This window comes from uncultured Hymenobacter sp. (assembly GCF_964242765.1).
GTDB lineage: Bacteria > Bacteroidota > Bacteroidia > Cytophagales > Hymenobacteraceae > Hymenobacter.
The window spans coordinates 1-25,304 of sequence record NZ_CAXTBM010000074.1 but is presented as its reverse complement, the minus strand read 5'-3'; the positions used below and the strand labels follow the sequence as shown (position 1 = coordinate 25,304).

Below are 25,304 nucleotides of genomic sequence, written 5' to 3'. Positions count from 1 at the left end.
CCTTAGCGGCCGCAACAGCCAAAACCAGGTAGTCATTTTTCCTAAGAAGCATTATGCGAAAGGCGACTACGTAAACGTACTTGTGCATACCCGCTCGGCCAGCACCTTGTTAGGTGAAGCAGTGTAGCTATAGTTTCGCTTCGCTGTTATTCAAGGTTTTAATCTCTGTTTTTCAATAAGTTATGGGGGCGGGGTTTTTGATTTGGCAGTTCTTCACCTTGCTGTTTACTGGAAGTATTATGTTTCTGGTGATACGTTTACTCATTATCAAAAACTTCCCTCGTAAGAAAAAGCAGATTGATAGAACCTGGATTGGTATTCCACCCTACCCCATCGGCATCTTTTGGCGGGCCGAAGACGCCCGATTTATAGCCGAAGTGCCTGATCTGCCTGGCTGCGCGGCCGAGGGCGCAACGCAAGCCGAAGCGTTGGCCAACGTCGCTGTGGTCGCGGAGGAATGGCTCAACGCTGCGCGGAAACTTAACCGCCCAATCCCTGCGCCACGACCTCGTTTGCGCTACGCTTAAAATAAAACACCCTCGTTTTTCGTCTTCATCACGAAAACCAACCTCCGACCTTGACACCTTCAGAAATACAAAGTATAAAGCAGCGTTTCGGCATTATCGGCAACGCCCCAACCCTGAACCACGCCATTCAGGTGGCAGTGCAGGTGGCACCCACCGACATGACGGTGCTAATTACCGGCGAGAGCGGCTCCGGCAAGGAATCGTTTTCCAAGATTATTCATGCCCTCTCGCCGCGCAAGCATGGGCAGTTCATTGCCATCAACTGCGGCGCCATTCCCGAAGGCACTATCGACTCCGAGTTGTTTGGCCACGAGAAAGGTTCGTTTACGGGCGCTCAGGAAGCGCGCAAAGGCTACTTCGAGGTAACCAACGGTGGCACCATTTTTCTCGACGAAATTGGGGAAATGCCCCTTGGCACGCAGGCGCGCCTGCTGCGGGTGTTGGAGAATGGCGAATTTATCCGCGTCGGCTCCAGCAAGGTGCAGAAAACCGATGTGCGGGTGGTGGCGGCTACCAACGTGAATCTGCTGGATGCCGTGCGCGAAGGACGCTTCCGCGAAGACCTCTATTACCGCCTGAACACGGTACCCATCATTGTTCCACCATTACGTGAGCGTGGCGATGATATCTATCTACTGTTCAGAAAGTTTGCAACTGACTTTGCCGACCGTTACCGCGTAAAACCCATATCGTTGACACCCGATGCCGTGCAAGACTTACAACGGTTTCGCTTTCCCGGCAACATCCGCCAACTTAAGAATGTAGCCGAACAAATGTCGGTGCTGGAAACCGATCGGGAGGTAGATGCGCGCCGCCTGCGACAGTATCTGCCCGCCGACCAAAGCAGCCGTTTGCCTATGCTGCTCCACGCTGCCGGTGCTGCTACCGATGGAGCCGGCAATACGTATTCCGAGCGGGACCTGCTCTACAAGGTGCTTTTCGATATGCGGCGCGACATGACGGACCTCAAGAAGTTGGTTCTCGACTTGGCCGCTGGCCAACGCCCGCAGGAAGCCCAGGAAATGCTGCGCCAGAACAGCCACTTGTTCACTAACCTTGCGCCTTACGAGGCTGGCCACCGTCCCCTCCGGCAGCCCTCTCCCGACGGAGACGCAACTGACTATATCTTCACGCCTAACTCAGCAGACGATTCCACCGAGTACGAGGAGGAAGTGCAGCGCGTAGAAGATATTCCGCACGAAACCGAAGAGGAAACTCTTTCGCTGGAAGCCAAGGAGAAGGAAATGATTATGAAGGCGCTGAAGAAGCACCACAACAAACGCAAATACGCCGCCCACGACCTTGGCATTTCCGAACGCACTCTTTACCGCAAACTCAAGCAATATGACCTGGAACAAGCGTAATTGGCTGGCAACCCCGCTAACTTGGATGCTAAGCTGCTCGCTGCTACTCATGCTGGCGCTAACTGGCTGTTCCGTTTACTCTTTTAGCGGCACCAACATCGACCCAGCCGTAAAGACCATTTCTATTGCCACTTTTCAGAACACGTCCAACAATGGGCCTTCCGCCCTGTCGCAACGGTTCACGGAAGATTTCAAGGATTACTTTCAGCGCAACACCTCTATCAAGCAAGTAGCCCGCGACGGAGACTTGCAGTTTGAAGGAGAGATAATTGCCTTTGATTACGCACCGGCGGCTATTCAGCAGCAAAACGGCCAGGACCAAGCCGGTGTGAACCGCCTCACGATTCAAGTGCGCGTCAAATTCACCAACACCAAAGACCCCAAGCAAGACTTCGAGCAAACTTTCCAGAGCAACGGCGACTTTCCAGCCACGCAGGACATTGCGCGCATCAACAATGACCCAACTGCCGTGCGCCGCATCACTCAGAATATCATCACGGATGCCTTCAACAAGTCGGTAGCCAACTGGTAAGACAACGGCTGAGTGAGTTAATTGCCGTATTCTTGCCGATTGAAACCTGTACGCTTTGCGCGTTTAAATTCTTGAATTACGGATTATAGCCTAGTAATCAGTAATTTATTTGTTAATCCATTCAGCCATCTATTCTATGACCCGCGCGTCGCTGTTGCACATTCTCAACCACGTGGGGAGCATTTCAGAGGTTGAAATTCGAGAGTTAGAGCAATTAGCAGCGGCTTTCCCTTACTGCCAAACCGCTCATGTGCTGCTGGCCAAAGCGGCCCACGACCAAGGCAGTATGTTAGCCAGCCAACGCCTACGCCGAGCGGCCACCTACGCCGCCGACCGGCAGCTACTACAGCAGTTGCTGGAGCAGCCTGCTCCCGAAACCACTACTGTCGAGCTGTCAGTGCCGAGGGAGTTGCCTGCGCCAACTGAAGCCAGCTTGCCGGGTTCTACCTCCGGCGTGAGTGGCTCCACGGCTTTCTTTCAATCTTTAGTCACCGAAGACGTCCAGCCGCTGGAACCGCAGGAAGAGCCCACCGCAGCCGTAGCAGAAACGGCATGGGGGACCTCTCAAGTTTCAACACCTGAACCTCTCGTTGCGTCAGATCCTGTTGTTGCGGAATCAGAATCAGAAACGGATACTCAGCAAGCGGCAGATTCAGGGCCGCTTCTCGCCTTCACCGAGCAAGCGAACGGCTACTTAGAAGAGCCTAACACTTCGGATATAATCGAACCGTTGGTTTCCGTGGTGCCGGAGGAAGCAATCAAAGCAACTGAAGAAAGCACTGATGATCTGCTTGTTTCGTCTACAAATGCTGAAGTTGAAGCAACTGGCACTGCACTGGCAGAACCTTCACCGCCCGCAGTTGAATCAGGCCCGAATAGCCCTCGCATTGACGCCGACTCCAACCAAACTTCAGACGTAGCAGCTGCCCCAGAGGCAGATACGGAGCAGGTACTGCCGGCTGTGGCATCGCCTATTCGGCCGCCGGCCGAAGTAGGCACGTCCCGTTTCGAGTTCGGGCTAAGTGAGCCTAACAAGCTGCCCGTTCCTATCTTGTACCAGCTGCCTGGCCTCGATGAGGACGAAGAGGCCATTGAAGAAGCAGAAGACTATGCCCTATTTCCTCCGGCGACTACCACGGCTCTAGCTCCCCCTTTCCGCGCTGATACCGAGTTAGCCTATGGCTTACTAGAAGGCGGTAGTCGCTTCGGCTATGCGCTACAGTTGCGCGACGAAGAGCTGACGCTGTCTCTACCAGCTACCGAGTTTTTTCCGCCTGATGCACTACTGCAAGCACACGCTGCTAGCACTAGTGCGCCCCACTCCATACCGGCACCGTCGTCCTTCGATCTTATTAATCGGTTCCTGAAGGTGCAGCCCCGGCTCAAAGCGCCGGGGGTGTTGCCTTCCGTAAGTGAGCAAACGGATTTAGCCGCGCGCAGCACGTATGCACCAGCGGCTTTGGCCTCCGAAAGCCTTGCTAAGATCATGGTAAAGCAAGGCAAAACTGACCGAGCTATCGAAATATATGAGCAGCTCATGGTGCGGCAGCCGGAAAAAAGCGCGTACTTTGCCGACCAAATTCAACAACTGAAATCTCCCGAGTAGATGTATCCTGCACTCATTGTTATCATTCTTATCGTGTGTTTCTTTCTGGCCATTGTAGTGCTGGCTCAGAACCCTAAGGGCGGTGGCCTGTCAAGCCAATTTGGCTCGGGTGGCGCGGCCAACCTCATGGGCGTGAAGCGCACTGGTGACCTGCTAGAGCGTCTGACATGGGGCTTCGCAATTGGTTTGATGGTTCTGACGCTAGGCACTCATGTAATTAGTGGTACTTCTGCTGGCGCCGGTCCAGTCCGGAGCGTCAACCAGCGGAAAGCCCTTGAAACTAAGTTGCCCGCAACTCCAACACCCGCCGTTCCCGGGGCGGCGGCTCCAGGCGGCACTGCAACTCCAGGCGGTCAAACCGCTCCTGCTACACCTCAAGGCCCGCCTTCTCCGGCACCTAGTACTCAAGCGCAGTAGATTCCAAGTACTTATTTACTTGAGAAAGAGCTTTCCGACGGAAAGCTCTTTTTTTGTGGCCTTAAGGAAAGTAATGACTCACCTACGTGCGCCCTTTTTAGTTGCTTTTGGCGGAACTTCGCTGTCAGGTGTGGCAGGCTTTGCATGGAATGCTGACGCAATACGCCTTTTTAGTGTTCATTCTGTCAGGTTTCGGCGGGCTGGCATAGGAAGTGAGGGGAGGCGGACACCACCTTGTTTCAAGTAAACCTTTCAACCAAAACGTACAATATGTCGCTTAGCATGAAACCGCTGGCTGACCGCGTTATTATCGCGCCTGCCGCCGCCGAGGAGAAAACCAAATCGGGCATCATCATTCCCGATACGGCCAAGGAGAAGCCACAGCGCGGCGAAGTAGTAGCCGTAGGCGAAGGCAAAGTGGCCGATAGCGGCACCACCATCCAGCCTCAAGTAAAAGTGGGCGACCAAGTGCTCTACGGTAAGTATGCCGGCACCGAAATCACCATCGATGGCGAGGACTACCTCATTATGCGGGAGTCGGATATTTTCGCCGTAATCTAAGCCCATTCCTTTCTCCCTGATTTCAAACATCCGAACTTAAGATGGCTAAGAACATCCAATTCGACACCGACGGCCGCGACAAGCTAAAGCGTGGCGTAGACAAACTGGCTAACGCCGTGAAAGTAACCCTCGGCCCGAAAGGCCGCAACGTGGTTATCGACAAGAAATTCGGCGCCCCAACCATCACCAAAGACGGTGTGACGGTAGCCAAAGAAATCGAGCTGAGCGACCCAATCGAGAACATGGGCGCACAGCTAGTAAAAGAAGTGGCTTCCAAGACGGCCGACCAGGCTGGTGACGGTACCACTACTGCCACGGTATTGGCGCAGGCTATTTATGCGGCTGGTTCCAAGAACGTAGCGGCTGGGGCCAACCCTATGGACCTGAAGCGCGGCATCGATAAGGCGGTGCAAGCCGTAGTTGCTAACCTAAAAGCACAGTCGAAGAAGATTGAAAACTCTTCGGAAATTGCTCAGGTAGGCGCTATTTCGGCCAACAACGACATGGAAATCGGCCAGATGATTGCCGATGCCATGGACAAAGTAGGCAAGGAAGGCGTTATCACGGTAGAAGAAGCGCGGGGCACCGAAACCGAAGTGAAAACGGTGGAAGGCATGCAGTTCGACCGTGGCTACCTCTCTCCTTACTTCGTAACCAACCCGGAGAAGATGGAAGTGGAGCTCGAATCGCCTTACATCCTGATTTACGACAAGAAGGTGAGCACCATGAAGGAGCTGCTGCCCGTGCTCGAGCAAGTGGTTCAGACTGGTAAGCCTCTCGTTATTGTTTCGGAAGACGTAGACGGCGAAGCTCTTGCTACGTTGGTAGTAAACAAGCTGCGTGGCTCGTTGAAAATTGCCGCTGTGAAAGCTCCCGGCTTTGGCGACCGTCGTAAGGCCATGTTGGAAGACATTGCGGTCCTGACGGGTGGTACGGTTATTTCCGAAGAGCGTGGCTACAAGCTCGATAGCGCTACCCTCGACTACTTGGGTACGGCCGAGAAAATCATTATTGACAAAGACAACACCACGATTGTCAATGGCAAGGGTGAGAAAGACGGCATCACGAGCCGCATCAACCAGATCAAAGCCCAAATCGAAACCACCACTTCCGATTACGACAAGGAGAAGCTGCAAGAGCGCCTTGCCAAGTTGTCGGGCGGTGTGGCCATCCTCTACATCGGTGCTTCTACGGAAGTGGAGATGAAGGAGAAGAAAGACCGGGTTGACGATGCCCTGCACGCTACCCGCGCCGCCGTTGAGGAAGGTGTGGTACCGGGTGGTGGCGTAGCTTTTGTGCGTGCTCTTGATTCACTGGAAGCCGTTAATACACTGAACCTCGACGAGCGTACGGGCGTGAACATCATTCGCACCGCCCTCGAAGCGCCACTGCGCACTATTGTAAGCAACGCCGGTGGCGAAGGCTCGGTGGTAGTACAGAAAGTGCGCGACGGCAAAGGTGACTACGGTTATAATGCCCGCGAAGACCGGTACGAAAACTTGATGGCGGCCGGTATCCTTGACCCTACCAAGGTAACGCGCTTAGCTTTAGAGAATGCTGCTTCGATTGCTGGTTTGCTTTTGACCACGGAATGCGTGATTTCGGACGAGCCGGAAAACGAGAGAGAACACAGCCACGCTGGCGGCGGTGCCGGCGGCATGGGCGGCATGGGCGGCATGATGTAATCAGCGCCTGCCGCTGAATTCACACGGATTCAGTTCCCTGTAGAAGCCCCGTCAGAACTTTCTGATGGGGCTTTCTATTTCTAACAATGCCATACTGCACTTAGCGCTATAAAAAGCCCCGCCGGGATTGTCCGGCGGGGCTTTTTATAGCGCTACAGTACACGCACGCTCTGTTAAGCAATTGGCGCTACTGGTTCTTCCATCATCTTCGCCAGTTTGCGGTAGAGGAAGAACAGGATAATGGAGGCGGCAGCAGAAAGGGCTACGAAGATCATGAAGAACTCGTAAAGGTTGGTGATTTGAATGCCGAAGAAAGTAGGCCACTGATACGGTATTTCCAAGCCTTGCAGTTTGGTTACTACATCGGCAGCAGTTTGCTGCGTGCCGTTGAGGATGGCAGGTAAATCAATGCCAACGGCGGCAGCTTTTTTGAATTCTCCGGGGCCAGGAGGATACAAGCCGCTAAGTACCCCGGCCAGCTTGTTACCGGCTGCCGTAGCCAGAAACCACACCGCCATCAGCAACGACGCAAAACGAGCTGGTGCTAGCTTATTTACCAACGCCAAACCGATAGGCGACAAGCATAACTCGCCGAAAGTGTGCAACATATACATGGTAATCAACCAGAACATGCTCACTTTGGTGGTAGCTTCTACCCCTTTCACCCCGAAGGCAATGATGAGGTAGCCAACAGCCAGCAGCATCAAGCCCATCGACATCTTGAGCGGCGACGAAGGCTCGATACGGCGTTTACCCATCACCGTCCAGATGACGGCAAACACCGGCGCGAACAGAATAATGAACAGCGCATTGGCTGATTGGAAATAGGAGGCGGGCACGGTCCCTCCAAGGAAGCTCCGGTCGGTTTGCTCGTCGGCAAAGAACGTGAGGGAAGCTCCGGCCTGCTCGAAAGCACCCCAGAAGAATATCACGAAGAAGCTCAGGATTAGAATCACGTAGATTTTCTCCCGCTCCCGCGAGGTTAGGGAGGCATCGGCCAGCACCGCCATGGGCATTACAATCATGGCCGAGAAAACTAGGGCGCCAATCCAGTCATAATTCATCAACCAAGCAATAGCGGCATATACCACTACAAAAATGCCGATGAGCTTAGGCAACTGACTAGCGAAACTTTTGGTGGGCTGCGCAATGGTTTCGGAACGCACCGGCGAATCGGTGTTCACGGGCACAACGGGCGAGTGCGCTACACTACGCTCAGGTCGGGCACCTAGTGGGGAGCCGTCTGGGTTTACCACATACTTGTTTTTGAATAGCTCGAACGTAAGCGAGCCGATAAGCATGCCAATGCCAGCAGCCAGGAAGCCCCACTTAAAATCGGCAGGATTGCCCGTGTCGCCGAGGGTACCACAGACTAGGGGCGAGAAAAACGCGCCCAGGTTGATACCCATGTAGAAGATAGTGTAGGCCGCATCAACACGCCCGTCGCCTTTGGGATAGAGCGTGCCCACCATCGAAGAAATGTTAGGCTTAAAGAAGCCGTTGCCGAAAATCAAGCAGCCCAGCCCCAAAAAGAACAATCCTAATTGCAACGACGACGCTTCCGTTTGGCCAGCCACGTACATGGAAGCCGAGAAAAACAGCGCAAACTGGCCTAGTGCCATCACCAAGCCGCCCGCCAAGATCGAGCGCCGATTACCCCAGTACCGGTCGGCCACGTAGCCTCCGAGCAACGGCGTCAGGTAAACCAGCGACGTGTAGTCACCATATACGCGGGAGGTCAGTTCCTTATTGAAGATCAAGGATTTGCCCATATACAAGGCAAGCAGCGCGCGCATTCCATAGTAACTAAACCGCTCCCACATTTCGGTGGCGAACAGCACGTACAGGCCCTTGGGATGGCTGGTAGAGGTAACCACGGGCGGCTGCTCTCGCACAGCGGAGGTAGTTTGCATGAAGAAAAGTAGAGATGAATGAGAAAGGAAAGTGCCCGCTGGCTGCAACCAAACGGTAGTTGGTAAAGCTACAAAACTTTGTTTACTGACAACTGTTAGTTTTTTGCGGTTATTTCAGCGAATCTTCGCTAAATAAATCTCCGGAATCGTTTGCGGATCATCTATTTCCTATATTTTTGCTTTCAGATTCCCCATCCTACCCTATAACCCCACTCTATCTCCGGACTTTATGACAAAATCCGCCGCCACTGTTTTAGCTTGCTTAAAGCCCTTAGGCTTCACCGAAGCAGCTCAGGTTCATCTCAATTTATCCCCCGACGAACTTGTGCAAGAAGCTCTTCGCCGCAATGAGGGAGTTTTGACTGACACAGGTGCCCTAATGGCCGACACAGGTATCTTTACCGGTCGTTCTCCTAAAGACCGGTTTATCGTACGAGATGCCGGCACGGCTGACAGCGTGTGGTGGGGCGACATCAACATTCCATTCGATGCCGCCAAGTTTGATCAGTTGCACCAGAAGATGGTGGCGTATTTAACTGATAAGGAAATTTACGTGCGTGACGCGTATGCTGGTGCCAACCCCGACTACACGCTTAAATTGCGCGTAGTAAACGAGTTGGCGTGGCACAACTTGTTCTGTTACAATATGTTCTTGCGTCCAGAACCCGGCGCTGACACCAGCTGGACACCGGATTTCTCTATCGTCTGTGCCCCTGGCTTTGAGGCCGATCCGGCACTAGATGGAACGCGGCAAAAGAACTTCGCCATTATCAACTTCTCGAAGAAGATGATTTTGCTTGGCGGTACGGGCTACGCCGGCGAGATGAAGAAGGGCATCTTCGGAGTGCTCAACTACCTGCTCCCGCACCAGCTGCGCACGCTGCCCATGCATTGCTCCGCAAACGTAGGCAAGGACGGCGACACTTCTATTTTCTTCGGCCTTTCGGGCACGGGCAAAACCACACTCTCCGCCGACCCCAACCGGGGCCTCATCGGCGACGACGAGCACGGCTGGACGCCTGATGCGGGCATCTTCAACTTCGAAGGCGGCTGCTACGCCAAGGTTATCGACCTGAGCGCGGAGAAAGAGCCGGAAATCTGGAATGCTATTCGTACGGGCGCCATTGTTGAGAATACTCGCTTCATCCCCGGCACCACTACCGTGGATTATGCCAACAAATCGGTGACGGAGAACACCCGGACGGCCTATCCCCTCCATTTTATTCCAAATGCCATCGAGCCTTCGGTGGCAGATGCGCCTAAGAACATTTTCTTTTTGACAGCAGATGCGTTTGGGGTACTTCCTCCGATTAGCAAGCTGGACAAGAGCCACGCCATGTACCACTTCATGTCGGGCTATACGGCCAAGGTCGCGGGCACCGAAATGGGTATTACGGAACCACAGACAACGTTTTCGGCGTGTTTTGGCGCAGTGTTCCTGCCCCTGCATCCCACCAAATACGCCGAGATGCTCGGCAAGAAGATGGACGAAAATCCGGACGTGAATGTGTGGCTGGTGAACACGGGCTGGACGGGGGGCTCCTACGGCGTGGGCTCGCGCATGAAGCTGAGCTACACCCGCGCTATGATTACAGCGGCGCTCAACGGTGAGTTAGACGACATCGAATTCAGCAAGCACCCTATTTTCGGTGTGCAAGTGCCGACCTCCGTACCCAACGTCCCCGACCACCTCCTTGACCCGCGTGACACCTGGGCTGACAAGGAAGCGTATGATAGAACAGCGGCTGACTTGGCTATCAAGTTTGTCGAGAACTTCAAGAAGTACGCGGATTTTGCTAATGCTGAAATCTTGGTCGGTGCGCCGAAAGTAGAAGTGGCTGCCAGCGTGTAAAGGCACAAGCAGCCTTTCTAAAAACCCCGCTGGCATCTGGCTAGCGGGGTTTTTAGTTTTACATGAACAAGATATTCATACTGCTACCAACCATTCTATGGTTACTAAATCTCTGTTTACGGCCATAATTGTCTTTGCCTGCTTATAGTTCCTAAGTTCTTGCTGACGGGTACGTTCCACCTAAACCCGTTAGTTTTGCTGCGTCAATCTACTCCTCATTTCTTCCTCTTTCATGCGTAAGCGCTTCCTGCCCGTTTTACTACTGCTCCTTACTCCTCTCCATTTATGGGCCTGGGGAGTAGATGGGCACCGCGCCATTGGTAAAATTGCTGAAAACCACCTCTCCCGTCACGCCAAAAAGGAAATTCGGAAGCTGCTAGGCACCGAAACACTGCCGCTGGTTAGCACCTGGCCCGACGAAATCCGCTACTACCCGGAATTCAAGGAAACCGCTCCTTGGCACTACGTGAACACGGCCTCTGGCTTGAACCACGACCAGTACGTGCAGCAGCTCAAAGCCCAAACGGAGCCCAATGCCTACAGCGCCCTGCTGGCACAGGTGGGCATCTTAAAGGACACCCAGAAAACACAAGCTGAACGCTTGGCAGCTCTTAAGTTTGTGGTTCATATCGTGGGCGACGTGCATCAGCCCTTACATGCTGGCCACGCCGAGGATAAAGGTGGCAACGATATTAAGCTGAAGTACCGCGGCAAAGACACCAACCTGCACAGTCTCTGGGACAGTGGCCTAATTGAGTACCAAGGCCTTAGCTACACTGAAATAGCCGGGCAGTATGAGCAGCAGTTGCGCGGCCGTCAGGTGAAGGCTTGGCAGAAAGCGTCGCCTGAACAGTGGCTTTGGGAGTCGTATCAGGCTAGTGAACAGATATATGGAGACAAGCCCGCCAACGGCGACATCGACTATAAGTACTACCCCGCTCACTCCGAGCTAATGAAACAGCGCATCGAACAGGCTGGAGTACGGCTAGCAGCTGTTCTGAATGAAACGCTTAAGTAAATAGCCTAGCCCTTGCGCTGGCAAGCCATTAGCAACATAAAAGCGCGTTCTGTTACCCTACAACCCTGCTAGCTCTGGCTAGCAGGGTTTTCTGTTTCGGGGCAGTATCCCGCTATCTTTGTCTTATGCCGCATACTTTCTATGCCCCCGGCTTAGCGGGCACTACCTATACGCTGCCCGAAGAAGAAAGCAAACACGCAGTGCGTGTGCTACGCCTAATGGCCGGCGAGGCCGTGGAATTGGTGAACGGCCGCGGCGGCGTATTTCAGGCCGAAGTGGAAGCCGCCGATGCCAAGCGCTGCCGGCTGCGCGTTGTGCAGGAACAACAGATGCCGCGCCGTTCTTATTTTGTGCACGTAGCCGTGGCACCCACCAAAAACCTCGACCGGATGGAGTGGCTGGTGGAAAAAGCCACCGAAATAGGGGTCGACCGGTTATCATTTCTGCGCTGTGCCCGCTCCGAGCGGCGCGAGCTAAAGCTGGACCGCCTACACAAAATTGCGGTCAGTGCCCTCAAGCAATCGGGGCAAGCGTGGCTGCCGGAGCTGGACGAAATGCTAGACTTCGCCGCCTTTTTGCCTTCGGTGGCCGGTGAAACAACGTTCATTGCTCATCTGGAAGAAGGAGAACGGACGCCACTGGCCCGCGTAGCCGCTACTGGAGCGAGTTGCTGCATCCTCATCGGGCCCGAAGGCGACTTTACGCCCAATGAAATTGCGACGGCTTTCGAGCAAGGCATTCGCCCCGTGACCCTGGGTGCCTCGCGTCTACGCACTGAAACGGCCGCACTAGCGGCCGTACACACGGTACACGTCGTGCGAGAATAAACAGACTGCAACACGCTATTCTTGCTGCAACGACGAGTTATCGGCTTGGGAGTCGTCGACAGCTAGGCGCGCAGCCTCTTTGGCTAGCTTCTTTTTGCGCCAAGGCGCATCCTGTTCCCAATCACCAGCCATAATGCAGCCGTAGGGTCGAATTTCATCAACGGTGGTGGCTAAGTTGAACTGTGCAATCTGCCGCTTCACGTCCTCCGCATCCTTATAGGCGCTGGGCAGTTCGGAAATGTCAATGCGGTTGAAGTAGAATCGGGCGTCAATGCCGTGGGTTTCCTCGGCAAACAGGTCTTCGTTTGTCTGGCCGAGTTTGCTGAATTTGTGACGGGTACGGCTTAAGTTTCGGCCGGCTCCGTGGGGCGCGAAGCCCAGGTTGGTTTCAGTGGTGTTGCCCTCCACAAGAAGGATAGGCTGAGCCATGTTCAGCGGAATGATGCGCGGGCCGGTAATATCGGGCATGAACTTCGAGTCCAGCGGCGTGGCTCCCTTGGCGTGATAAAACAAGTCTCCGTCGCGAAACACGAAATTATGCTCGTTCCAAAACCGCTGCTGCACCACCGTCCCAAGCTCGCTACCGATGGCCTCGTGCAAGCACAGGTGATTTTGCTTGGTCCACTTCCGAACAGTTTGCAACGCCGCCCAGTACTGCTCGCCCTCTGTTGACTGACTAGGAATCCAGGCATTGTGTGGATCTGTGTCGGGCGAAATGGCTTGGCGGAACCGTTCGGCCATCTTCATCCCCTGCGTATACAGCGCCGCACCCACTCCCCGGGAACCGTGGTGGGACACCAACACCGTGTCACCGGTATTGCGCGAAGTTCCGACGTAGAGAAAGTGGTTGCCGTCGCCCTGAGTGCCTAGATGCTCACGGGCAAAATTGAGGCTACGCAGCGAGTTTAAAAATGGATTGGCTTGCATTTCGGCCTCAATTTCTGCGGGCAACGCAAACTGCCGCTCGGGCGAGCGGCCGCCGGGGCCGAAATGCGTGATTTGCTGCGCAGCGTCGAGTACGCTTTTGGGGTTTACCTTGCCTAGATTGGTCAGCATCACAGAACAGCAAATATCGGCGCTGTGCATGCCGGGGTGAATGGCGTTGCGAGCAACCACAATACCCCCAACCGGAATGGTGCCTGGAGGGCCCGCCGGGCAGGCGTCGGGCATGATGGCGCCGGCCACCACCGTAGGGGTCCGCATTAGCTGGTGCATCGACTGCCTTACGTAGTCAATATTGGCTTGCTCCACTGGCGTGTCGGCGCTGATGTTCTCGTAAAAAGGCACCGGTTTTTCCAGAAGCGGAATTTCCGGCGCGGGCTTCACAGTGTCGAGGTAGGCACGTAGCGTTTCGCCTTCTAGGCTATAGGCGTTGATGTGCTCGAGGGCCTGCTTAAACCACTTGCCTGATTTCAACCCAAGGTTCAATAAATCTTTTCCGGTTACCATTGGTGCTAGTTCATACACAGCGGTCAGGCAACCGCCTTCGTTTGGCAAGAAATGAATTAAAACTTAGTAGACCACCGAAAACCGCCGCAGGCACTTCCTGTAGCGCAAGCAAGGTCTGACAATAAGGAGAAGATGGTTTGGGTTTGCCCTAATAGTCTGAACTTTCCCGTCTATCCGTTACTTTGTTTTACAGTGCGCCTACTCCACATCAAATACCCATGCTGAAAAACCTGCTGCTGACTGTTCTGCTCTTGTTTTCTCTCACGGCTTTCTCTCCTCCTGCTACCAGCTTCCGCATAGCCAAGCTGCACTACGGCGGCGGCGGGGACTGGTATGCCAACAAGACCTCCTTGCCCAACCTGATCCGCTACTGCAACCAAGCGTTGCGCACCAACATCGCCCCCGATGAGGCCACCGTGGAGCTGGATTCACCGGAGTTGCTGACGTATCCCTTCGTGCACATGACCGGCCACGGCAACGTGGCTTTCACGGAAGGCGAGGCCAAGAACCTGCGCCGCTACCTGACGGGTGGCGGGTTTCTGCACATCGACGACAACTATGGCCTCGACAAGTTTATCCGGCCCGAAATGAAAAAGGTGTTTCCCGAACTAGACTTCGTGGAACTGCCTTTCTCCCACCCCATCTATCACCAGAAATTTCAGTTTCCGAAAGGCTTGCCCAAAGTGCATGAGCACGATGGCAAACGCCCCCAAGGCTTTGGCCTCCTCTACAAAGGCCGGTTGGTATGCTTCTATAGCTATGAATGCGACCTCGGCAACGGCTGGGAAGACCTCGGCACTTACCCCGAAGACACCCCCGCCACGCATGATGCGGCTCTACGCATGGGGGCTAACCTGGTGACTTACGCACTGACGCAGGATTAACTTGTAGAATAGTTTAAATAACGGTGGGTCGCTCAACTAGCAAGGAATAGTTGAACGACCCACTGTTATTTAGGCTATCCGGCCTAAAATTTCCGTTGCAGAATTTCGCTTAAAACAAATGCGGCACGCAAATCCGCTGGATTTCGCAGGCGGTCCGCTATGCTACTTCGTGCTTGCAGACGGGCTTCTTCACGACGGCGCGACTGGGTCTGGCTCCAGTAGTCTTCTTGGCCGTGTTGCGTGGTAGCGCGGGGTAATGCCGCGGCGCGGCGCGCTTCCTGCCTGGGAGTCTCCAGCGAACGAGCCTCTCTAAACCTCTCCAAAGATTTCGGCGTCGCGGTAGTTTGCTCTAAGCTACGAGGAACGGGGGTCGTTTCGCGGGGCAGTGGCCGGCCGGCCGGTGTAGTTGGCGTAGGCCGAGTGGCCGAGGGCACCGGCGCAGTAGTTGGGTTGCCGGCACGGTTTTGCTCCTGCATCTGCTTTAGCATCTCCTGGAAAGATGTGGCAGGCAGCGGCGGTACTTTCCCCGTAGTTTTGGGCCGTTCGCGCTGCTCACGGGCCGTTGTCTCGCGCGCTTTTTGCGCCATGCGCCAAATAAAAATGCCGAAACCAAGCACAATTAAGAGCAGTATTTGCAGCTTTTCCATCTTGAAGCAAGGCTAAGTGATTGAATGACTTGATGGTTGCCTGACTACTGCCTTGCCGGAAGACCAACAGTCAAGTTATTCAGTGTTTCTCTTCCTGAACACTTACCGAATACCATTTTCCGGAAATCGGCCCGATTTGGTGCGGTAAAAGGCCTTTATCTTCTCAAGATCAGCCTCGTAGTCGCCGGTGGGATAGATGGCTGGTCCTACGCCGGCTTCTTTCTTCTTGTAATCGAGGAACCCCAACAGGATGGGCACGCCCGCGCCTAGCGCCGCAAAATAAAACCCTTTGCGCCAGCGCGGTTGGTAAGCGCGGGTGCCTTCGGGCGTAATCAGAATTACAAGCTCGTCGCGCTCATCGAACAGTTGCACCATACCATCAACAAGGCTGTTGTTTTTGCTGCGGTCCACGGCCAACCCGCCCAACGACCGTACCAAGCCGCCGAGCACCGGGATAGTCGTCCACTCTTTCTTGATAGTCAGCTTAACGTCCTCATCCATGAGGAAGAAAGCAGCGCGAGCCATAATAAAGTCCCAGTTACTGGTGTGTGGCGCGGCAATCATCATGCTCTTCCTGATGTTGGGCGGCACTACGCCGTTGAGTTTCCAGCCGGCTACCCGGAAAATTGCTTTCGAGACGTAATACCAGAAGGTAGAGGTTTTGCGGGCAGCCATGCAGAAAATAAGGGCTCGTGTGGGTTTGAGCCAAGAGTAAAGCTAGAAGTAAAAGATTGAAATACGAATGCGGGCCACCCCACCGCAGCACAAAGCACTGATTTGCATATAGCTGAACAGCCGACCCTGTGCCGCTGCAACGGCCTCGTTTAGCGCAGGTTGCTAGGCGAGGTGTAAAGCGAAAGCAAACGTTGCGCGCGCCAGGGCCGCCTAGCACTTTAGTGTAATAGCGCCGTCAGCGCCGCCGCCTGGCCCATTGTGTGCTGGTAGCCGATATCAAACAACTTCTGTGCTAGCCGGTAATCTAGTGTGCGGTATAGGCGCAGCTCCGGCGGCTCTAGCAGCAAGTCGCATTGCTGCTTGTTGAGCGTGGTATTGGCGTTGATGGCGAGGTTAAGCGTCCGTTCGACCAGCGTCCGGAACGTAGTGACGCGCGCCGCGCGGTTGACGGGGTTGCAGTTGACGCCTACCACTCGCAGACCTTTCCCTAACAAGGGCTCAACGGGCAAGTTGTTGAGTAAACCGCCATCTACGAGTTGGCGCCCTTCAAATTCCACCGGCCGATACAAAATAGGTACGGCCGATGAAGCCAAAAGAGGCGGAATCAGCAATCCTTCCGAGAAGTAGATGGAGATGCCTTCCGTTAAGTCAGTGGCAACTAGCGTGAGCGGCCGGTGTAAGTCAGCAAATGTGCACTCGGCCCCCAAGTGCTGGGCCAACAAAACCTGCACGGCGTCGAGGCGCAACAAACCGTAGCGGCTAAGGGAGAGACGCGTTAGGCGGGTGAAATTGACGCTTGTAAAGAGCCGCAAAATCTCACGGGGCGCAAAGCCAGCCGCATAAAACGTGGCCGCAATAGCGCCCGATGATACTCCCGCCAGTTGAGTCAGCGGTAGAGCCAACTCGTCGAGGGCGGCTAGTACTCCTAAGTGGGCAATACCCCGCGCCCCTCCCCCCGACAAAGCTAGGCCAAGGGAATAGCTGCTTGTTGATTGCTCGTTTCCGGTGAAGTCAGACAAAATAAGCAGGACTAGTCAAGCTGGGATGAAACTAGGAACAAGCAGCGACAATCTTACAATTCCGTTAAACGGAAGGTCTCGGCCAGGCGAACTCCTTTTTCAGTGTGCTGCACTGTGCAGCACTCCACCCGTGGGTCGTGCTCAAGCACCAGCACCCAGTTTTCGTCAGCGGCGCGGTGCAGTACCTGTTCTTTCTCGGTCATGGTCACGAGCGGGCGCATATCGTAGGCCATTACGTAAGGCAAGGGCACATGCCCGGTGCTAGGCAGCAAATCAGCCATGAACACCAGCGTGCGGTCTTTGTAGCGCAACATGGGCAACATCATTTTCTCGGTGTGCCCATCGGCGAAAATGATTTCCTGAAAGCTGGGCAACGCATCGGGCACGCCAGCCACTGAATCAATGAATTGCAAATGGCCACTTTCCTGAATCGGTAAGATGTTCTCCTTCAGGAAGCTCGCTTTTTCGCGCGGGTTGGGCGTTACGGCCCAGTCCCAGTGGGCTTGGTTGCTCCAGTAGGTGGCGTTCGGAAAAGCGAGTTGGAGCTTATCGTCGGGGGTGCGCACAACCGAGCCGCCGCAGTGGTCGAAGTGCAAATGGGTCAGGAACACGTCCGTAATATCGGCGGCCGTGAAACCTCGCTCCCGCAACGATTTCTCTAGCGTGTCGTCGCCGTGCAAGTAGAAATGGCCACGAAACTTCTGGTCTTGCTTGTCGCCGATGCCGTTGTCGACGAGTACCAGGCGGTTACCATCCTCTATCAACAGGCAGCGCATGGCCCAGGTGCACATATTGTTGTCGTCGGCGGGATTAAGCTTTTGCCACATGCTCTTGGGCACTACCCCAAACATGGCACCACCATCCAACTTAAACAGGCCGGTATCGAGCGTATGAATTTGCATTGTTGAATTGTTTGATGGCTAGCGGTTCCTGCAATTGTTGAACAACCACTCATTCAACTTTTCAACCTACTCCATCACTACGCCCATGGCCGAGAACTTGTCGATCCGCTGGCTGATGCGTTCCTCGTGGGGCAGTGCCTCCAGCTCGTCGAGGGTTTTGATAATCGTTTTTTTGAGGGCCTGAATCATCTTGGGCATGTCGGTGTGAGCACCGCCGAGAGGTTCCTTCACAATGCCGTCGACTAGCTTAGCGGCCAGCATATCGGTGGCCGTGAGTTTGAGCGCTTCGGCCGCTTGCTCCTTATAGTCCCAGGAGCGCCACAAAATGCTCGAGCACGACTCCGGCGAAATAACCGAATACCAGGTGTTTTCCAGCATCAGCACCCGGTCGCCGATGGCAATACCAAGGGCACCACCCGAAGCGCCTTCCCCAATAATAATACAGATAACTGGCACCTTCAACAGAAACATCTCCTTGAGGTTGCGGGCAATAGCCTCGCCTTGCCCCCGCTCCTCGGCTTCCAAGCCCGGAAAAGCCCCAGGGGTGTCAATCAAGGTTACAATCGGCTTACCGAACTTTTCAGCCAGCTTCATGAGGCGCAGGGCTTTGCGGTAGCCTTCCGGGTTGGGCATTCCGAAGTTACGGAACTGCCGCTGCTTGGTGTTACGGCCTTTCTGCTGCCCAATGAACATAACGGAGCGCCCATTTAGATCGGCAAACCCGCCAATCATGGCCTTGTCGTCGGCTACGGTCCGGTCACCGTGTAGTTCCACAAACTTCTCGCTCATGCCCTCAATGTAGTCGAGCGTGTAGGGCCGCTCGGGATGGCGCGAAAGCTGCACCCGTTGCCAGCGGGTTAGGTTGGCGTAGGTTTCCTTTTTAAGGGCTTTGATTTTGGCCTCAAGAGCAGTTACGGCGTCCGAAACGTCTACCTGGCTGTCGAGGGCCAGTTGTTGCATTTCGCGGAGCTTGCCTTCGAGGGCAGCAATGGGTTGTTCGAAATCAAGGAGCATTGGCCGGGAAGGAATGCGTCGGGTTGGTGGTGAGAAGAGGAAGGAGGCAAAGGTAAGTGAACCGCCTCACTCGTCACACGCTTGCTGGTACTAGTAACGCAAGAAAGTTTTCTAGCTGTTTCTCAGCTAGAAAAGAGTTAAACGGCAGCAAATACCTGATTTTATCGGGGCTAGGTTGGGAATTGTCATAGCGCGCGCTACCTTTGCAGCACCTTATCGAAAGGCGGTTGGCTTTTCTGGTAACATGAACTGGTTCGGTAGTTCAGTCGGTTAGAATGCCGCCCTGTCACGGCGGAGGTCGCGGGTTCGAGTCCCGTCCGGACCGCAGCAATGCAAAGAAAAAGCCTCTGTGAGTAATCCACTCACAGAGGCTTTTTCTTTGCCCTTGGTCCAGCCCATCCAGTTCCTTTGTCGCTGCCTGTACTCCCTACTAGCCCTAAGGATGAGCACTAGCCAATAAGCTTTATTGGCAGTAGGTAGGCGTTAGGCGTGTCTCTTTTCCCAAGCCAGGCAGGAAAAGCCGAAACCACTATTCAGCTTTCAAGAAAGAATAGCATTAGATTTCGCTGCCACCAAGCCGAAGAACAGTGGCAAAACAAGCATCCCAATTAATTATAATAAAATCTATGCTTAGTAATTCAAACAAGAGCCAATTATAAACAGGGTGAATGTTTTTTTTGTAAAAATCCTATTTCATACCCACCCGTTTCGAAATACTTTTCGTTCATTAGCTGAATTTCAGGTTTCAAGCATTTCCTGCTTACCTCCGGCGCACCTTGTTTTCTCTCATGCCTATGCTCTTATCTTCACTCTCTCGTTGGTTTAGTGTTTTCATGTTTGTTTTGATTGGGTTAGGTGGCTGCATACCACAAAAAAAGCTTCCTTATCTACAAAATCCGTCGTTCACAACAGAAAGAGCTACTCCCATCGACAACAACCCGGAGCCCTACCGGTTGCAGCCGAGCGATATTGTTAGCGTTAAGGTGCAAAGCGCCCAAGCTGATTTGAACACTAGCCTCAACATTACAGGGTCGCAAACGCTGTACTCCAGCGAACCGGGCGTGTTGTACTTATCAGGCTACTCGGTTGATGAGCGCGGCCAGATTACCCTACCAACCGCGGGTAAGGTGAAAGTGCAGGGCCTCACGCTCGACGAAGCGCAAAACGCTGTGCAAAAAGCAGTAGCGCTTTATGTGCGCGATGCCACGGTACTCGTAAAACTGCTTAGCTTTAAAGTAACGATACTAGGCGAAGTACGTACTCCGGGGCGATACTTCATTTATAACTCCCAAGCTACACTGCTCGAAGCGCTAGGCATGGCCGGTGACCTCACCGAATTTGGCAACCGCGAAAACATTAAGCTGGTGCGCCAAACCCCTAAAGGATCAGCAGTTATACTGTTGAATCTGACCGATCCCAACCTGCTGAAGTCTCCTTATTATTATCTTATGCCGAATGATGCCTTGTATATAGAGCCCCTCAGGGCCCGATCATCCCGCGCCAATGTCAATAACCTGGGCATTGTCTTTTCGGGTATTTCGGCCGTGGTACTGCTGCTTAGTTTCTTTGTTAACTGATTCTTACTTAAGGTGCTATCTTTTCTTTCACCTGGCTCACTATCTACATGGAACCACGCCCGGCTCCTTCCGAGGAAATAGATTTACACGAATTGTTTTTCAAGCTCCGCAACCGTTGGCCGCTGTTTTTGGCTTCGCTGCTGCTTACCAGTTTGGTGGCTTGGATGTACCTGAAAACCAAAGAGCCCGTCTACGATTTCAAGGCTACGCTGCTGGTGAGCAACCAGCGCACGGGCTCCAAGCAAACCCAGGAACTACTCCAACTGCTCGACAGTCAGGAAAAAGTGGTGAAGCTGGAAGACGAAATCGGCATCTTAACTTCCACCGACGAGGTAAAACGCACGTTGGCCCAACTGCCCTTTTTGGTATCCTACCACGTCGCGGCGGCTAGTTGGCTTAACGGCTTCGGCAACTTGCAGGTGCGGGAACGAGCCTTGGGCTCCGTACCGTTTCGGGTGCAGCTTGCCCCCAATGCGCCGCAACTCACGGGCATCCCGATTTATGTGGAGCCGCAAGGCAATGGCAGTTACCGCGTGCACGCCGATGCCAGCAAGGGGAACCTGCGGCGGCTAGCAACCAGCGAATTTGTGCGGGAAGTAACGGACGTCCACTTCGACCAGACGGTGAAAGCCGGTGACACGCTCCGCACGCCGTTGCTGACAGTCGTTATTGCCCCGGAGCGCAATTATCCCGCCGACGCCGACGAAGAGTATTATTTTGAATTACACGACCTAAACAGCCTAACCGCCGAGTACCAAAACAAGTTGAAAGTACGGGCCACCGACCGGGAATCAAGGATTTTGGAACTGGCCACCAAAGGTTCGGTGCCGGAGAAGGAAACGCTGTTCCTGAACACGCTGATGAACCAGTACGTGCAACAGGACCTTGTCCAGAAAAACCAGATTGGCAACCGTACGGTGGCTTTTCTCGACGAGGAAATCAACAAAATGGGCCGTTCGCGGCAAGAGTCGGCGCAGGAACTTAGCTCCTACCGTTCGCAGACGGGCGTAGTTGATGTTGGGGCCCAATCGGGAGCTAGTATTCAGCAGCGAAGCGCGCTGGAAATGCGTCGGGCAAAGCTTAGCACCGACCAGAAAAACTACGAAAATATGCTGCGCTACCTACGCCAGAACAGGTCAGTATCGCAGTTGGTAGCGCTGAGCGGCGCCGGCGTGGAAGACCCGGCCGTTACGAACTTGATTACGCAGCTCACCGAGCTGAACAGCAAGCGGGCTGCGCTGGCCGTAAGTGCCACCAACAACAACCCCATGCTCATTGAGTTGGATCAGCAGATTCGCATCACGAAAGAGTCCTTGGTGTCCACTTTGTCGGGCTCGGCCCGTGCGGCTGGTATTGCTTTGCGTGATGTTAACCAGCAGCTCGCCCAAGTGCAGGACCAGATGAGTGAGATGCCGGAAAATGAGCGGCAAATAGGCTCGTTGCAAACTACCACTGACTTCAATGAGAAGAAATACAACTTCCTGGTGGAAAAGCGCAACGAAGCCGCTATTGCGCTAGCTACCAACACCACCGACAAAAAAGTGGTTGATCAGGCCGCCCAAATAGGCGTGGGGCCTTCGGCGCCCAAGAAACCGTTGGTGATGTTACTGGCCTTGCTTGCCGCCTTGGCTATACCGGCCGGCGCCGTGCTGCTACTAGACAAAACGAACCGTCGGATTCAAAGCCAGGAAGACCTGTCGAAGATTACCAACATTCCCCTGCTCGGGGTAATACCCCACGGCACCGATGTAGACAAGAACGTGATGCTGCGAAACGTGCGCAACCCTATTACGGAGTCGTTTCGCTCGATTCGGGTGAACTTGCAATATCTGTCGGCAGGCCTCGATAAGCGTGTAATTGGCGTCACATCGTCGGTGCCGGGGGAAGGCAAGAGTTTCTGCGCCGTGAATTTGGCTACCGAGCTAGCCCAGAGCGGCCGGCGCGTGCTGTTACTGGGGTGCGACATGCGGCGGCCGACCATTGCGGGCTACTTCAATTTGCCTATTAGCCTGGGTGAAGGCCTGAGCAGCTACCTAGCTGGCCGCAGCACCCTCGACCAAGCCCGCGTGGCATCCGGCGTTCCGAACCTGGATTTGCTGACTTGCGGCCCTATCCCCGACAACCCCACGCAGCTGCTGGAAAGCGCCCGCATGGAGGAATTGCTGGCGAACATGCGCCAAGAGTACGACTACCTGCTGATTGATATTCCGCCCATGGGCTATGTGTCGGAGTTTATTGTGCTGCTGCGCTACCTCGATGCCAGCATTTACGTGGTTCGGCAGAACTACACCGACCGGGCTTTGGTAAACCAAATCAACGAGATGCACCGGGACCGGAAAGTGAAGCAGTTGTACATGGTTATCAACGATGTACACTTCGCCAAAACCTACGAGTACCGACACAAAACCAAGGCCTATAGTTACGGCTACGGCAACGGTAATTGAAAAAATAAGACGACAAAGGCCCGCAAACATCTGCGGACCTTTGTATTTTAGGTTGAGCGCCGGGTAGTGTTGTTTGTTGTTGTGCATCATTCCGGCTGGGCCTATGCGTTATTTGTTGCTTGGTTGGTTGTTGAGTGGCTTCTGCTTGTTCCAACAGGCTTCCACCCAGGCGGGCGCCGATGCCAGCTTCGTTATCAGGAAGGGCGGCACTTACACCGGCGTCTACCGAAGCCTGGACTCCAATGTGCCCTGCATTCGGGTTGAAACCACCGAGCCGGTGATACTGGAAAACTGTGAGCTAACCGGAGCTGGCGACTTGATAAGAGCCAGCGGCGGCGCCGATTTAGTTGTTCGCAACTCTCGTGGCTACGGCTTGCCCCCCACCCTCGACGACAAGCCACGGGGGCGCTTTCTGGAGGCTTACAAAGCCCGCCGCTTGGTTATCGAGCACAATTATTTACAACAAACCAGCGGCATTGTGGTGGACCGCTGGAGCGACGATGCCCAAACTCAACCCACCCTTATTGTGCGTTACAATCAGGGGCTGAACTGCGATGGACGCTGGCGCAACAACCAGGGCAGCACCCGCAGCAGCTTCTTGCAACTTAATACAGTGCAGCACGTGCCCGGCATTGAGATTAGCTACAACCAGTTCATCAACCAGCCCAACCAAAGCGCCGTCGAGGACAACATCAACTTCTACGATTCGTCGGGGACGCCGGAAAGCCCAGCGCAGGTGCACGACAACTACGTGCAAGGCGCCTACCCTTTGCCGGCCACAGCAAAGGAGTTTCATGGCACAGGGCTCACCACCGACGGCAATGCCAACGGCACCGCCGGCACCACCGCGGCTTATATCGAGGCGCACCACAACCAGTTTGTCAGCACCTGCAATGCGGCCATGAACATTGCCGCCGGCCACGACATCTACTTCCACGACAACCGCCTGGTCACCAGCGGCCTGCTGCCCGATGGCTCCCGCCTCAACGCCACCTACGCCGCCACCGCCGTCTTCAATTACTACAAGCTACCAGCCGACGCTTTCGGCCAGAACCGCGTCGAGCAGAATACCATTGGCTACGTGAAGTGGGGAACCAACCAGCCGCTCCCTAACCGCCACGACTTAAGCACCGGTTTTTGCGCGCCTTGCATCGGTACCAAGCACTTGCCTAACCCTGTTAGCTTGCAAACCGAGCGCAACGAGTGGGTTCTTTGGCAGCAAAAGCTGCGGCGGCAACGTTTGTATGTCGGGGTACGGCCTTGAAACCAGAAATAGCACAACCTCAGCCAGAAGACCTTTATTATTCTACGTATAATGCGTTTAATGAGAATTTTATACTGCTGGACGTAGTAGGACTAGCTTAAGATAACAGCTATTCTTTACCACCCAAACGCGCCAGCGTACTGCGCGTCATGAGGTAGAGGAAATGCGAATTCGTGACCAGGTAACGGCGCCACAACCGGCGCGGCTCCAGCCACAGCCGGTACGTCCATTCCAGGCCCATACGGCGGGCCCACACGGGCAGGCGCTGTTCTAGGCCGGCATACACCAAGAAAGCCTGCCCTACGCCTAGCATACAGGCTCTGATCTGATTTCGATGGGTGGCCATCCAGCGTTCCTGCCGAGGGCAACCCAGCGCCACAAACAACAGGTCGGGGTCAGCAGCATTGATGGCAGCTACATCGGCGGCATCTTCTTCGGGCGTCAGGGGCCGGAACGGTGGGGAATGAGTGCCGACAATGCGTAGCGTAGGCAGTTCGCGGCGGGCGCGGGCAACAATGGCGCTGAGCACCTCCGGCGTGGTGCCGTAGAAATAAACCGATTGGTTGCGGCGGGCAGCTTCAGACAGTAATACGGGCACTAAGTCCATGCCGGCTACGCGTTCCTGCGGTTTGTGATGGAACCACCCCACCGCTGCCGCTACGGGCGTGCCATCGGGCGTAACCAGGCTTGCTTCTTCCAATATCCGCTGAAACGAAGGGTCTCGATGCGCCTCGACCAGCATGTGCACATTGGCAAAGCATACGTAAGCAGAAGTACGCGCCGCTCCCTGGTCGAGAATAGTGGATACAAAGTCGGCCAGCGAGCCAGTTGATATACCCGTACCCAGCACAAGGCGTTTAGGTAGCATGAAGCGTTAGTTTTAAAGGCACACAAGAAAAAGCCCGACTAGACTAGCCGCGCTTTTCCGATAAAGTACAGAATCTTTCAGGATAAGTGAAAGACTTTCGGCCGTTGCTAGTAAGCGTTCTTCTCGCCTCGGAGCAGGTTCCAGACGGTGAGGCCGATGATTTTCATATCCAGCCCAAACGACCAGTCTTGGATGTATTGCAGATCGTACTCGACGCGCTTCTCCATGGCCCCCGCCGCCCGGGTCTCGCCCCGCAGCC

General features: G+C 54.5%; 23 protein-coding genes and 1 tRNA gene. 15 read left to right on the top strand and 9 right to left on the bottom strand.

Features of this window, described 5'->3' with window-relative positions:
- Positions 1-248: 248 nt before the first annotated feature.
- The 7 genes from ACFE7X_RS21735 (at position 249) to groL (ending at position 6,692) form a co-directional block, all read left to right on the top strand.
- A complete protein-coding gene (locus tag ACFE7X_RS21735) occupies positions 249-527 on the top strand; it encodes a type II toxin-antitoxin system HicB family antitoxin (RefSeq protein ID WP_375437788.1) in 279 nt (92 codons plus the stop codon).
- A gap of 50 nt (positions 528-577) precedes the next feature.
- Positions 578-1,891: a sigma-54 interaction domain-containing protein gene (locus ACFE7X_RS21730; RefSeq protein WP_375437787.1), complete on the top strand. Its 1,314-nt coding sequence runs from the start codon at positions 578-580 to the stop codon at positions 1,889-1,891.
- Entirely contained in the window at positions 1,872-2,423 is a 552-nt protein-coding gene (locus tag ACFE7X_RS21725; protein ID WP_375437786.1) for an LptE family protein, read from the top strand. Before ACFE7X_RS21730 ends, ACFE7X_RS21725 begins: the two co-directional genes overlap by 20 nt.
- Before the next feature lie 136 nt (positions 2,424-2,559).
- Positions 2,560-4,029 (top strand): hypothetical protein, encoded by a 1,470-nt coding sequence (locus ACFE7X_RS21720; RefSeq protein WP_375437785.1) that lies wholly within the window; start codon positions 2,560-2,562, stop codon positions 4,027-4,029.
- A complete protein-coding gene (secG, locus tag ACFE7X_RS21715; RefSeq protein WP_375437784.1) occupies positions 4,030-4,446 on the top strand; it encodes a preprotein translocase subunit SecG in 417 nt (138 codons plus the stop codon).
- A 270-nt stretch (positions 4,447-4,716) separates the two neighbouring features.
- Positions 4,717-5,007 (top strand): co-chaperone GroES, encoded by a 291-nt coding sequence (gene groES / locus ACFE7X_RS21710; protein ID WP_022824852.1) that lies wholly within the window; start codon positions 4,717-4,719, stop codon positions 5,005-5,007.
- Positions 5,008-5,048: 41 nt separating this feature from the next.
- Positions 5,049-6,692 carry a chaperonin GroEL gene (gene groL, locus ACFE7X_RS21705; protein WP_375437783.1) on the top strand — a complete coding sequence of 548 codons (1,644 nt, stop codon included), beginning with the start codon at positions 5,049-5,051 and terminating at the stop codon, positions 6,690-6,692.
- Between the two features lie 173 nt (positions 6,693-6,865).
- On the opposite strand, the gene ACFE7X_RS21700 is transcribed toward groL, so the two are convergent.
- Positions 6,866-8,605, bottom strand: coding sequence for a peptide MFS transporter (locus ACFE7X_RS21700; protein WP_375437782.1), 1,740 nt, complete (start codon positions 8,603-8,605; stop codon positions 6,866-6,868).
- Between the two features lie 229 nt (positions 8,606-8,834).
- On the opposite strand from ACFE7X_RS21700, the gene pckA reads away from it, so the two are divergent.
- The 3 genes from pckA to ACFE7X_RS21685 all read left to right on the top strand — a co-directional run bounded on the left by pckA (position 8,835) and on the right by ACFE7X_RS21685 (position 12,302).
- Positions 8,835-10,457: a phosphoenolpyruvate carboxykinase (ATP) gene (pckA, locus tag ACFE7X_RS21695; protein ID WP_375437781.1), complete on the top strand. Its 1,623-nt coding sequence runs from the start codon at positions 8,835-8,837 to the stop codon at positions 10,455-10,457.
- Between the two features lie 232 nt (positions 10,458-10,689).
- Complete coding sequence (locus tag ACFE7X_RS21690; RefSeq protein ID WP_375437780.1) at positions 10,690-11,475, top strand: S1/P1 nuclease; 786 nt, start codon at positions 10,690-10,692, stop codon at positions 11,473-11,475.
- 125 nt (positions 11,476-11,600) lie between these two features.
- Positions 11,601-12,302 (top strand): 16S rRNA (uracil(1498)-N(3))-methyltransferase, encoded by a 702-nt coding sequence (locus ACFE7X_RS21685; RefSeq protein WP_375437779.1) that lies wholly within the window; start codon positions 11,601-11,603, stop codon positions 12,300-12,302.
- 15 nt (positions 12,303-12,317) lie between these two features.
- On the opposite strand, the gene ACFE7X_RS21680 is transcribed toward ACFE7X_RS21685, so the two are convergent.
- The gene (locus ACFE7X_RS21680) at positions 12,318-13,751 is read right to left on the bottom strand and encodes an RtcB family protein (RefSeq protein WP_375437778.1); all 1,434 of its coding nucleotides are present in this window, start codon (positions 13,749-13,751) and stop codon (positions 12,318-12,320) included.
- Between the two features lie 218 nt (positions 13,752-13,969).
- On the opposite strand from ACFE7X_RS21680, the gene ACFE7X_RS21675 reads away from it, so the two are divergent.
- Complete coding sequence (locus ACFE7X_RS21675) at positions 13,970-14,635, top strand: DUF4159 domain-containing protein (protein WP_375437777.1); 666 nt, start codon at positions 13,970-13,972, stop codon at positions 14,633-14,635.
- An 83-nt stretch (positions 14,636-14,718) separates the two neighbouring features.
- On the opposite strand, the gene ACFE7X_RS21670 is transcribed toward ACFE7X_RS21675, so the two are convergent.
- From ACFE7X_RS21670 to ACFE7X_RS21650, 5 genes are all read right to left on the bottom strand, one after another.
- Complete coding sequence (locus ACFE7X_RS21670; protein WP_375437776.1) at positions 14,719-15,282, bottom strand: hypothetical protein; 564 nt, start codon at positions 15,280-15,282, stop codon at positions 14,719-14,721.
- Positions 15,283-15,384: 102 nt separating this feature from the next.
- Positions 15,385-15,957: a 1-acyl-sn-glycerol-3-phosphate acyltransferase gene (locus ACFE7X_RS21665; protein WP_375437775.1), complete on the bottom strand. Its 573-nt coding sequence runs from the start codon at positions 15,955-15,957 to the stop codon at positions 15,385-15,387.
- 218 nt (positions 15,958-16,175) lie between these two features.
- Complete coding sequence (locus ACFE7X_RS21660) at positions 16,176-16,976, bottom strand: patatin-like phospholipase family protein (RefSeq protein ID WP_375437774.1); 801 nt, start codon at positions 16,974-16,976, stop codon at positions 16,176-16,178.
- A 53-nt stretch (positions 16,977-17,029) separates the two neighbouring features.
- Positions 17,030-17,878, bottom strand: coding sequence for an MBL fold metallo-hydrolase (locus ACFE7X_RS21655; protein ID WP_375437773.1), 849 nt, complete (start codon positions 17,876-17,878; stop codon positions 17,030-17,032).
- 66 nt (positions 17,879-17,944) lie between these two features.
- The gene (locus tag ACFE7X_RS21650; RefSeq protein ID WP_375437772.1) at positions 17,945-18,892 is read right to left on the bottom strand and encodes an acetyl-CoA carboxylase carboxyltransferase subunit alpha; all 948 of its coding nucleotides are present in this window, start codon (positions 18,890-18,892) and stop codon (positions 17,945-17,947) included.
- Between the two features lie 251 nt (positions 18,893-19,143).
- Here ACFE7X_RS21650 and ACFE7X_RS21645 point away from each other — a divergent pair.
- The 4 genes from ACFE7X_RS21645 to ACFE7X_RS21630 all read left to right on the top strand — a co-directional run bounded on the left by ACFE7X_RS21645 (position 19,144) and on the right by ACFE7X_RS21630 (position 24,177).
- Positions 19,144-19,217 (top strand) — tRNA-Asp (locus ACFE7X_RS21645).
- Positions 19,218-19,686: 469 nt separating this feature from the next.
- Positions 19,687-20,469 carry a polysaccharide biosynthesis/export family protein gene (locus ACFE7X_RS21640; protein WP_375437771.1) on the top strand — a complete coding sequence of 261 codons (783 nt, stop codon included), beginning with the start codon at positions 19,687-19,689 and terminating at the stop codon, positions 20,467-20,469.
- Between the two features lie 47 nt (positions 20,470-20,516).
- Positions 20,517-22,913, top strand: coding sequence for a polysaccharide biosynthesis tyrosine autokinase (locus tag ACFE7X_RS21635; RefSeq protein ID WP_375437770.1), 2,397 nt, complete (start codon positions 20,517-20,519; stop codon positions 22,911-22,913).
- Between the two features lie 103 nt (positions 22,914-23,016).
- Complete coding sequence (locus ACFE7X_RS21630) at positions 23,017-24,177, top strand: hypothetical protein (RefSeq protein WP_375437769.1); 1,161 nt, start codon at positions 23,017-23,019, stop codon at positions 24,175-24,177.
- Positions 24,178-24,286: 109 nt separating this feature from the next.
- Here the strand turns inward: ACFE7X_RS21630 and ACFE7X_RS21625 are convergent, their stop codons facing one another.
- Together ACFE7X_RS21625 and ACFE7X_RS21620 are read right to left on the bottom strand one after the other, a co-directional pair.
- Positions 24,287-25,045, bottom strand: a complete 759-nt coding sequence (locus tag ACFE7X_RS21625; RefSeq protein ID WP_375437768.1) for a WecB/TagA/CpsF family glycosyltransferase — start codon at positions 25,043-25,045, stop codon at positions 24,287-24,289.
- 107 nt (positions 25,046-25,152) lie between these two features.
- Positions 25,153-25,272, bottom strand: coding sequence for a sugar transferase (locus ACFE7X_RS21620; protein ID WP_375437789.1), 120 nt, complete (start codon positions 25,270-25,272; stop codon positions 25,153-25,155).
- Between the last annotated feature and the right edge of the window lie 32 nt (positions 25,273-25,304).

Coding starts and splice junctions, on each gene's coding strand:
- ACFE7X_RS21685 (WP_375437779.1), top strand. CDS start 11,601: ATGCCGCATACTTTCTATGCCCCCGGCTTAGCGGGCACTACCTATACG.
- secG (WP_375437784.1), top strand. CDS start 4,030: ATGTATCCTGCACTCATTGTTATCATTCTTATCGTGTGTTTCTTTCTG.
- ACFE7X_RS21675 (WP_375437777.1), top strand. CDS start 13,970: ATGCTGAAAAACCTGCTGCTGACTGTTCTGCTCTTGTTTTCTCTCACG.
- ACFE7X_RS21690 (WP_375437780.1), top strand. CDS start 10,690: ATGCGTAAGCGCTTCCTGCCCGTTTTACTACTGCTCCTTACTCCTCTC.
- groL (WP_375437783.1), top strand. CDS start 5,049: ATGGCTAAGAACATCCAATTCGACACCGACGGCCGCGACAAGCTAAAG.
- ACFE7X_RS21680 (WP_375437778.1), bottom strand. CDS start 13,751: ATGGTAACCGGAAAAGATTTATTGAACCTTGGGTTGAAATCAGGCAAG.
- ACFE7X_RS21665 (WP_375437775.1), bottom strand. CDS start 15,957: ATGGCTGCCCGCAAAACCTCTACCTTCTGGTATTACGTCTCGAAAGCA.
- ACFE7X_RS21620 (WP_375437789.1), bottom strand. CDS start 25,272: ATGGAGAAGCGCGTCGAGTACGATCTGCAATACATCCAAGACTGGTCG.
- groES (WP_022824852.1), top strand. CDS start 4,717: ATGTCGCTTAGCATGAAACCGCTGGCTGACCGCGTTATTATCGCGCCT.
- ACFE7X_RS21655 (WP_375437773.1), bottom strand. CDS start 17,878: ATGCAAATTCATACGCTCGATACCGGCCTGTTTAAGTTGGATGGTGGT.
- ACFE7X_RS21635 (WP_375437770.1), top strand. CDS start 20,517: ATGGAACCACGCCCGGCTCCTTCCGAGGAAATAGATTTACACGAATTG.
- ACFE7X_RS21670 (WP_375437776.1), bottom strand. CDS start 15,282: ATGGAAAAGCTGCAAATACTGCTCTTAATTGTGCTTGGTTTCGGCATT.
- ACFE7X_RS21725 (WP_375437786.1), top strand. CDS start 1,872: ATGACCTGGAACAAGCGTAATTGGCTGGCAACCCCGCTAACTTGGATG.
- ACFE7X_RS21720 (WP_375437785.1), top strand. CDS start 2,560: ATGACCCGCGCGTCGCTGTTGCACATTCTCAACCACGTGGGGAGCATT.
- ACFE7X_RS21700 (WP_375437782.1), bottom strand. CDS start 8,605: ATGCAAACTACCTCCGCTGTGCGAGAGCAGCCGCCCGTGGTTACCTCT.
- ACFE7X_RS21630 (WP_375437769.1), top strand. CDS start 23,017: ATGCGTTATTTGTTGCTTGGTTGGTTGTTGAGTGGCTTCTGCTTGTTC.
- ACFE7X_RS21650 (WP_375437772.1), bottom strand. CDS start 18,892: ATGCTCCTTGATTTCGAACAACCCATTGCTGCCCTCGAAGGCAAGCTC.
- ACFE7X_RS21625 (WP_375437768.1), bottom strand. CDS start 25,045: ATGCTACCTAAACGCCTTGTGCTGGGTACGGGTATATCAACTGGCTCG.
- ACFE7X_RS21640 (WP_375437771.1), top strand. CDS start 19,687: ATGCTCTTATCTTCACTCTCTCGTTGGTTTAGTGTTTTCATGTTTGTT.
- pckA (WP_375437781.1), top strand. CDS start 8,835: ATGACAAAATCCGCCGCCACTGTTTTAGCTTGCTTAAAGCCCTTAGGC.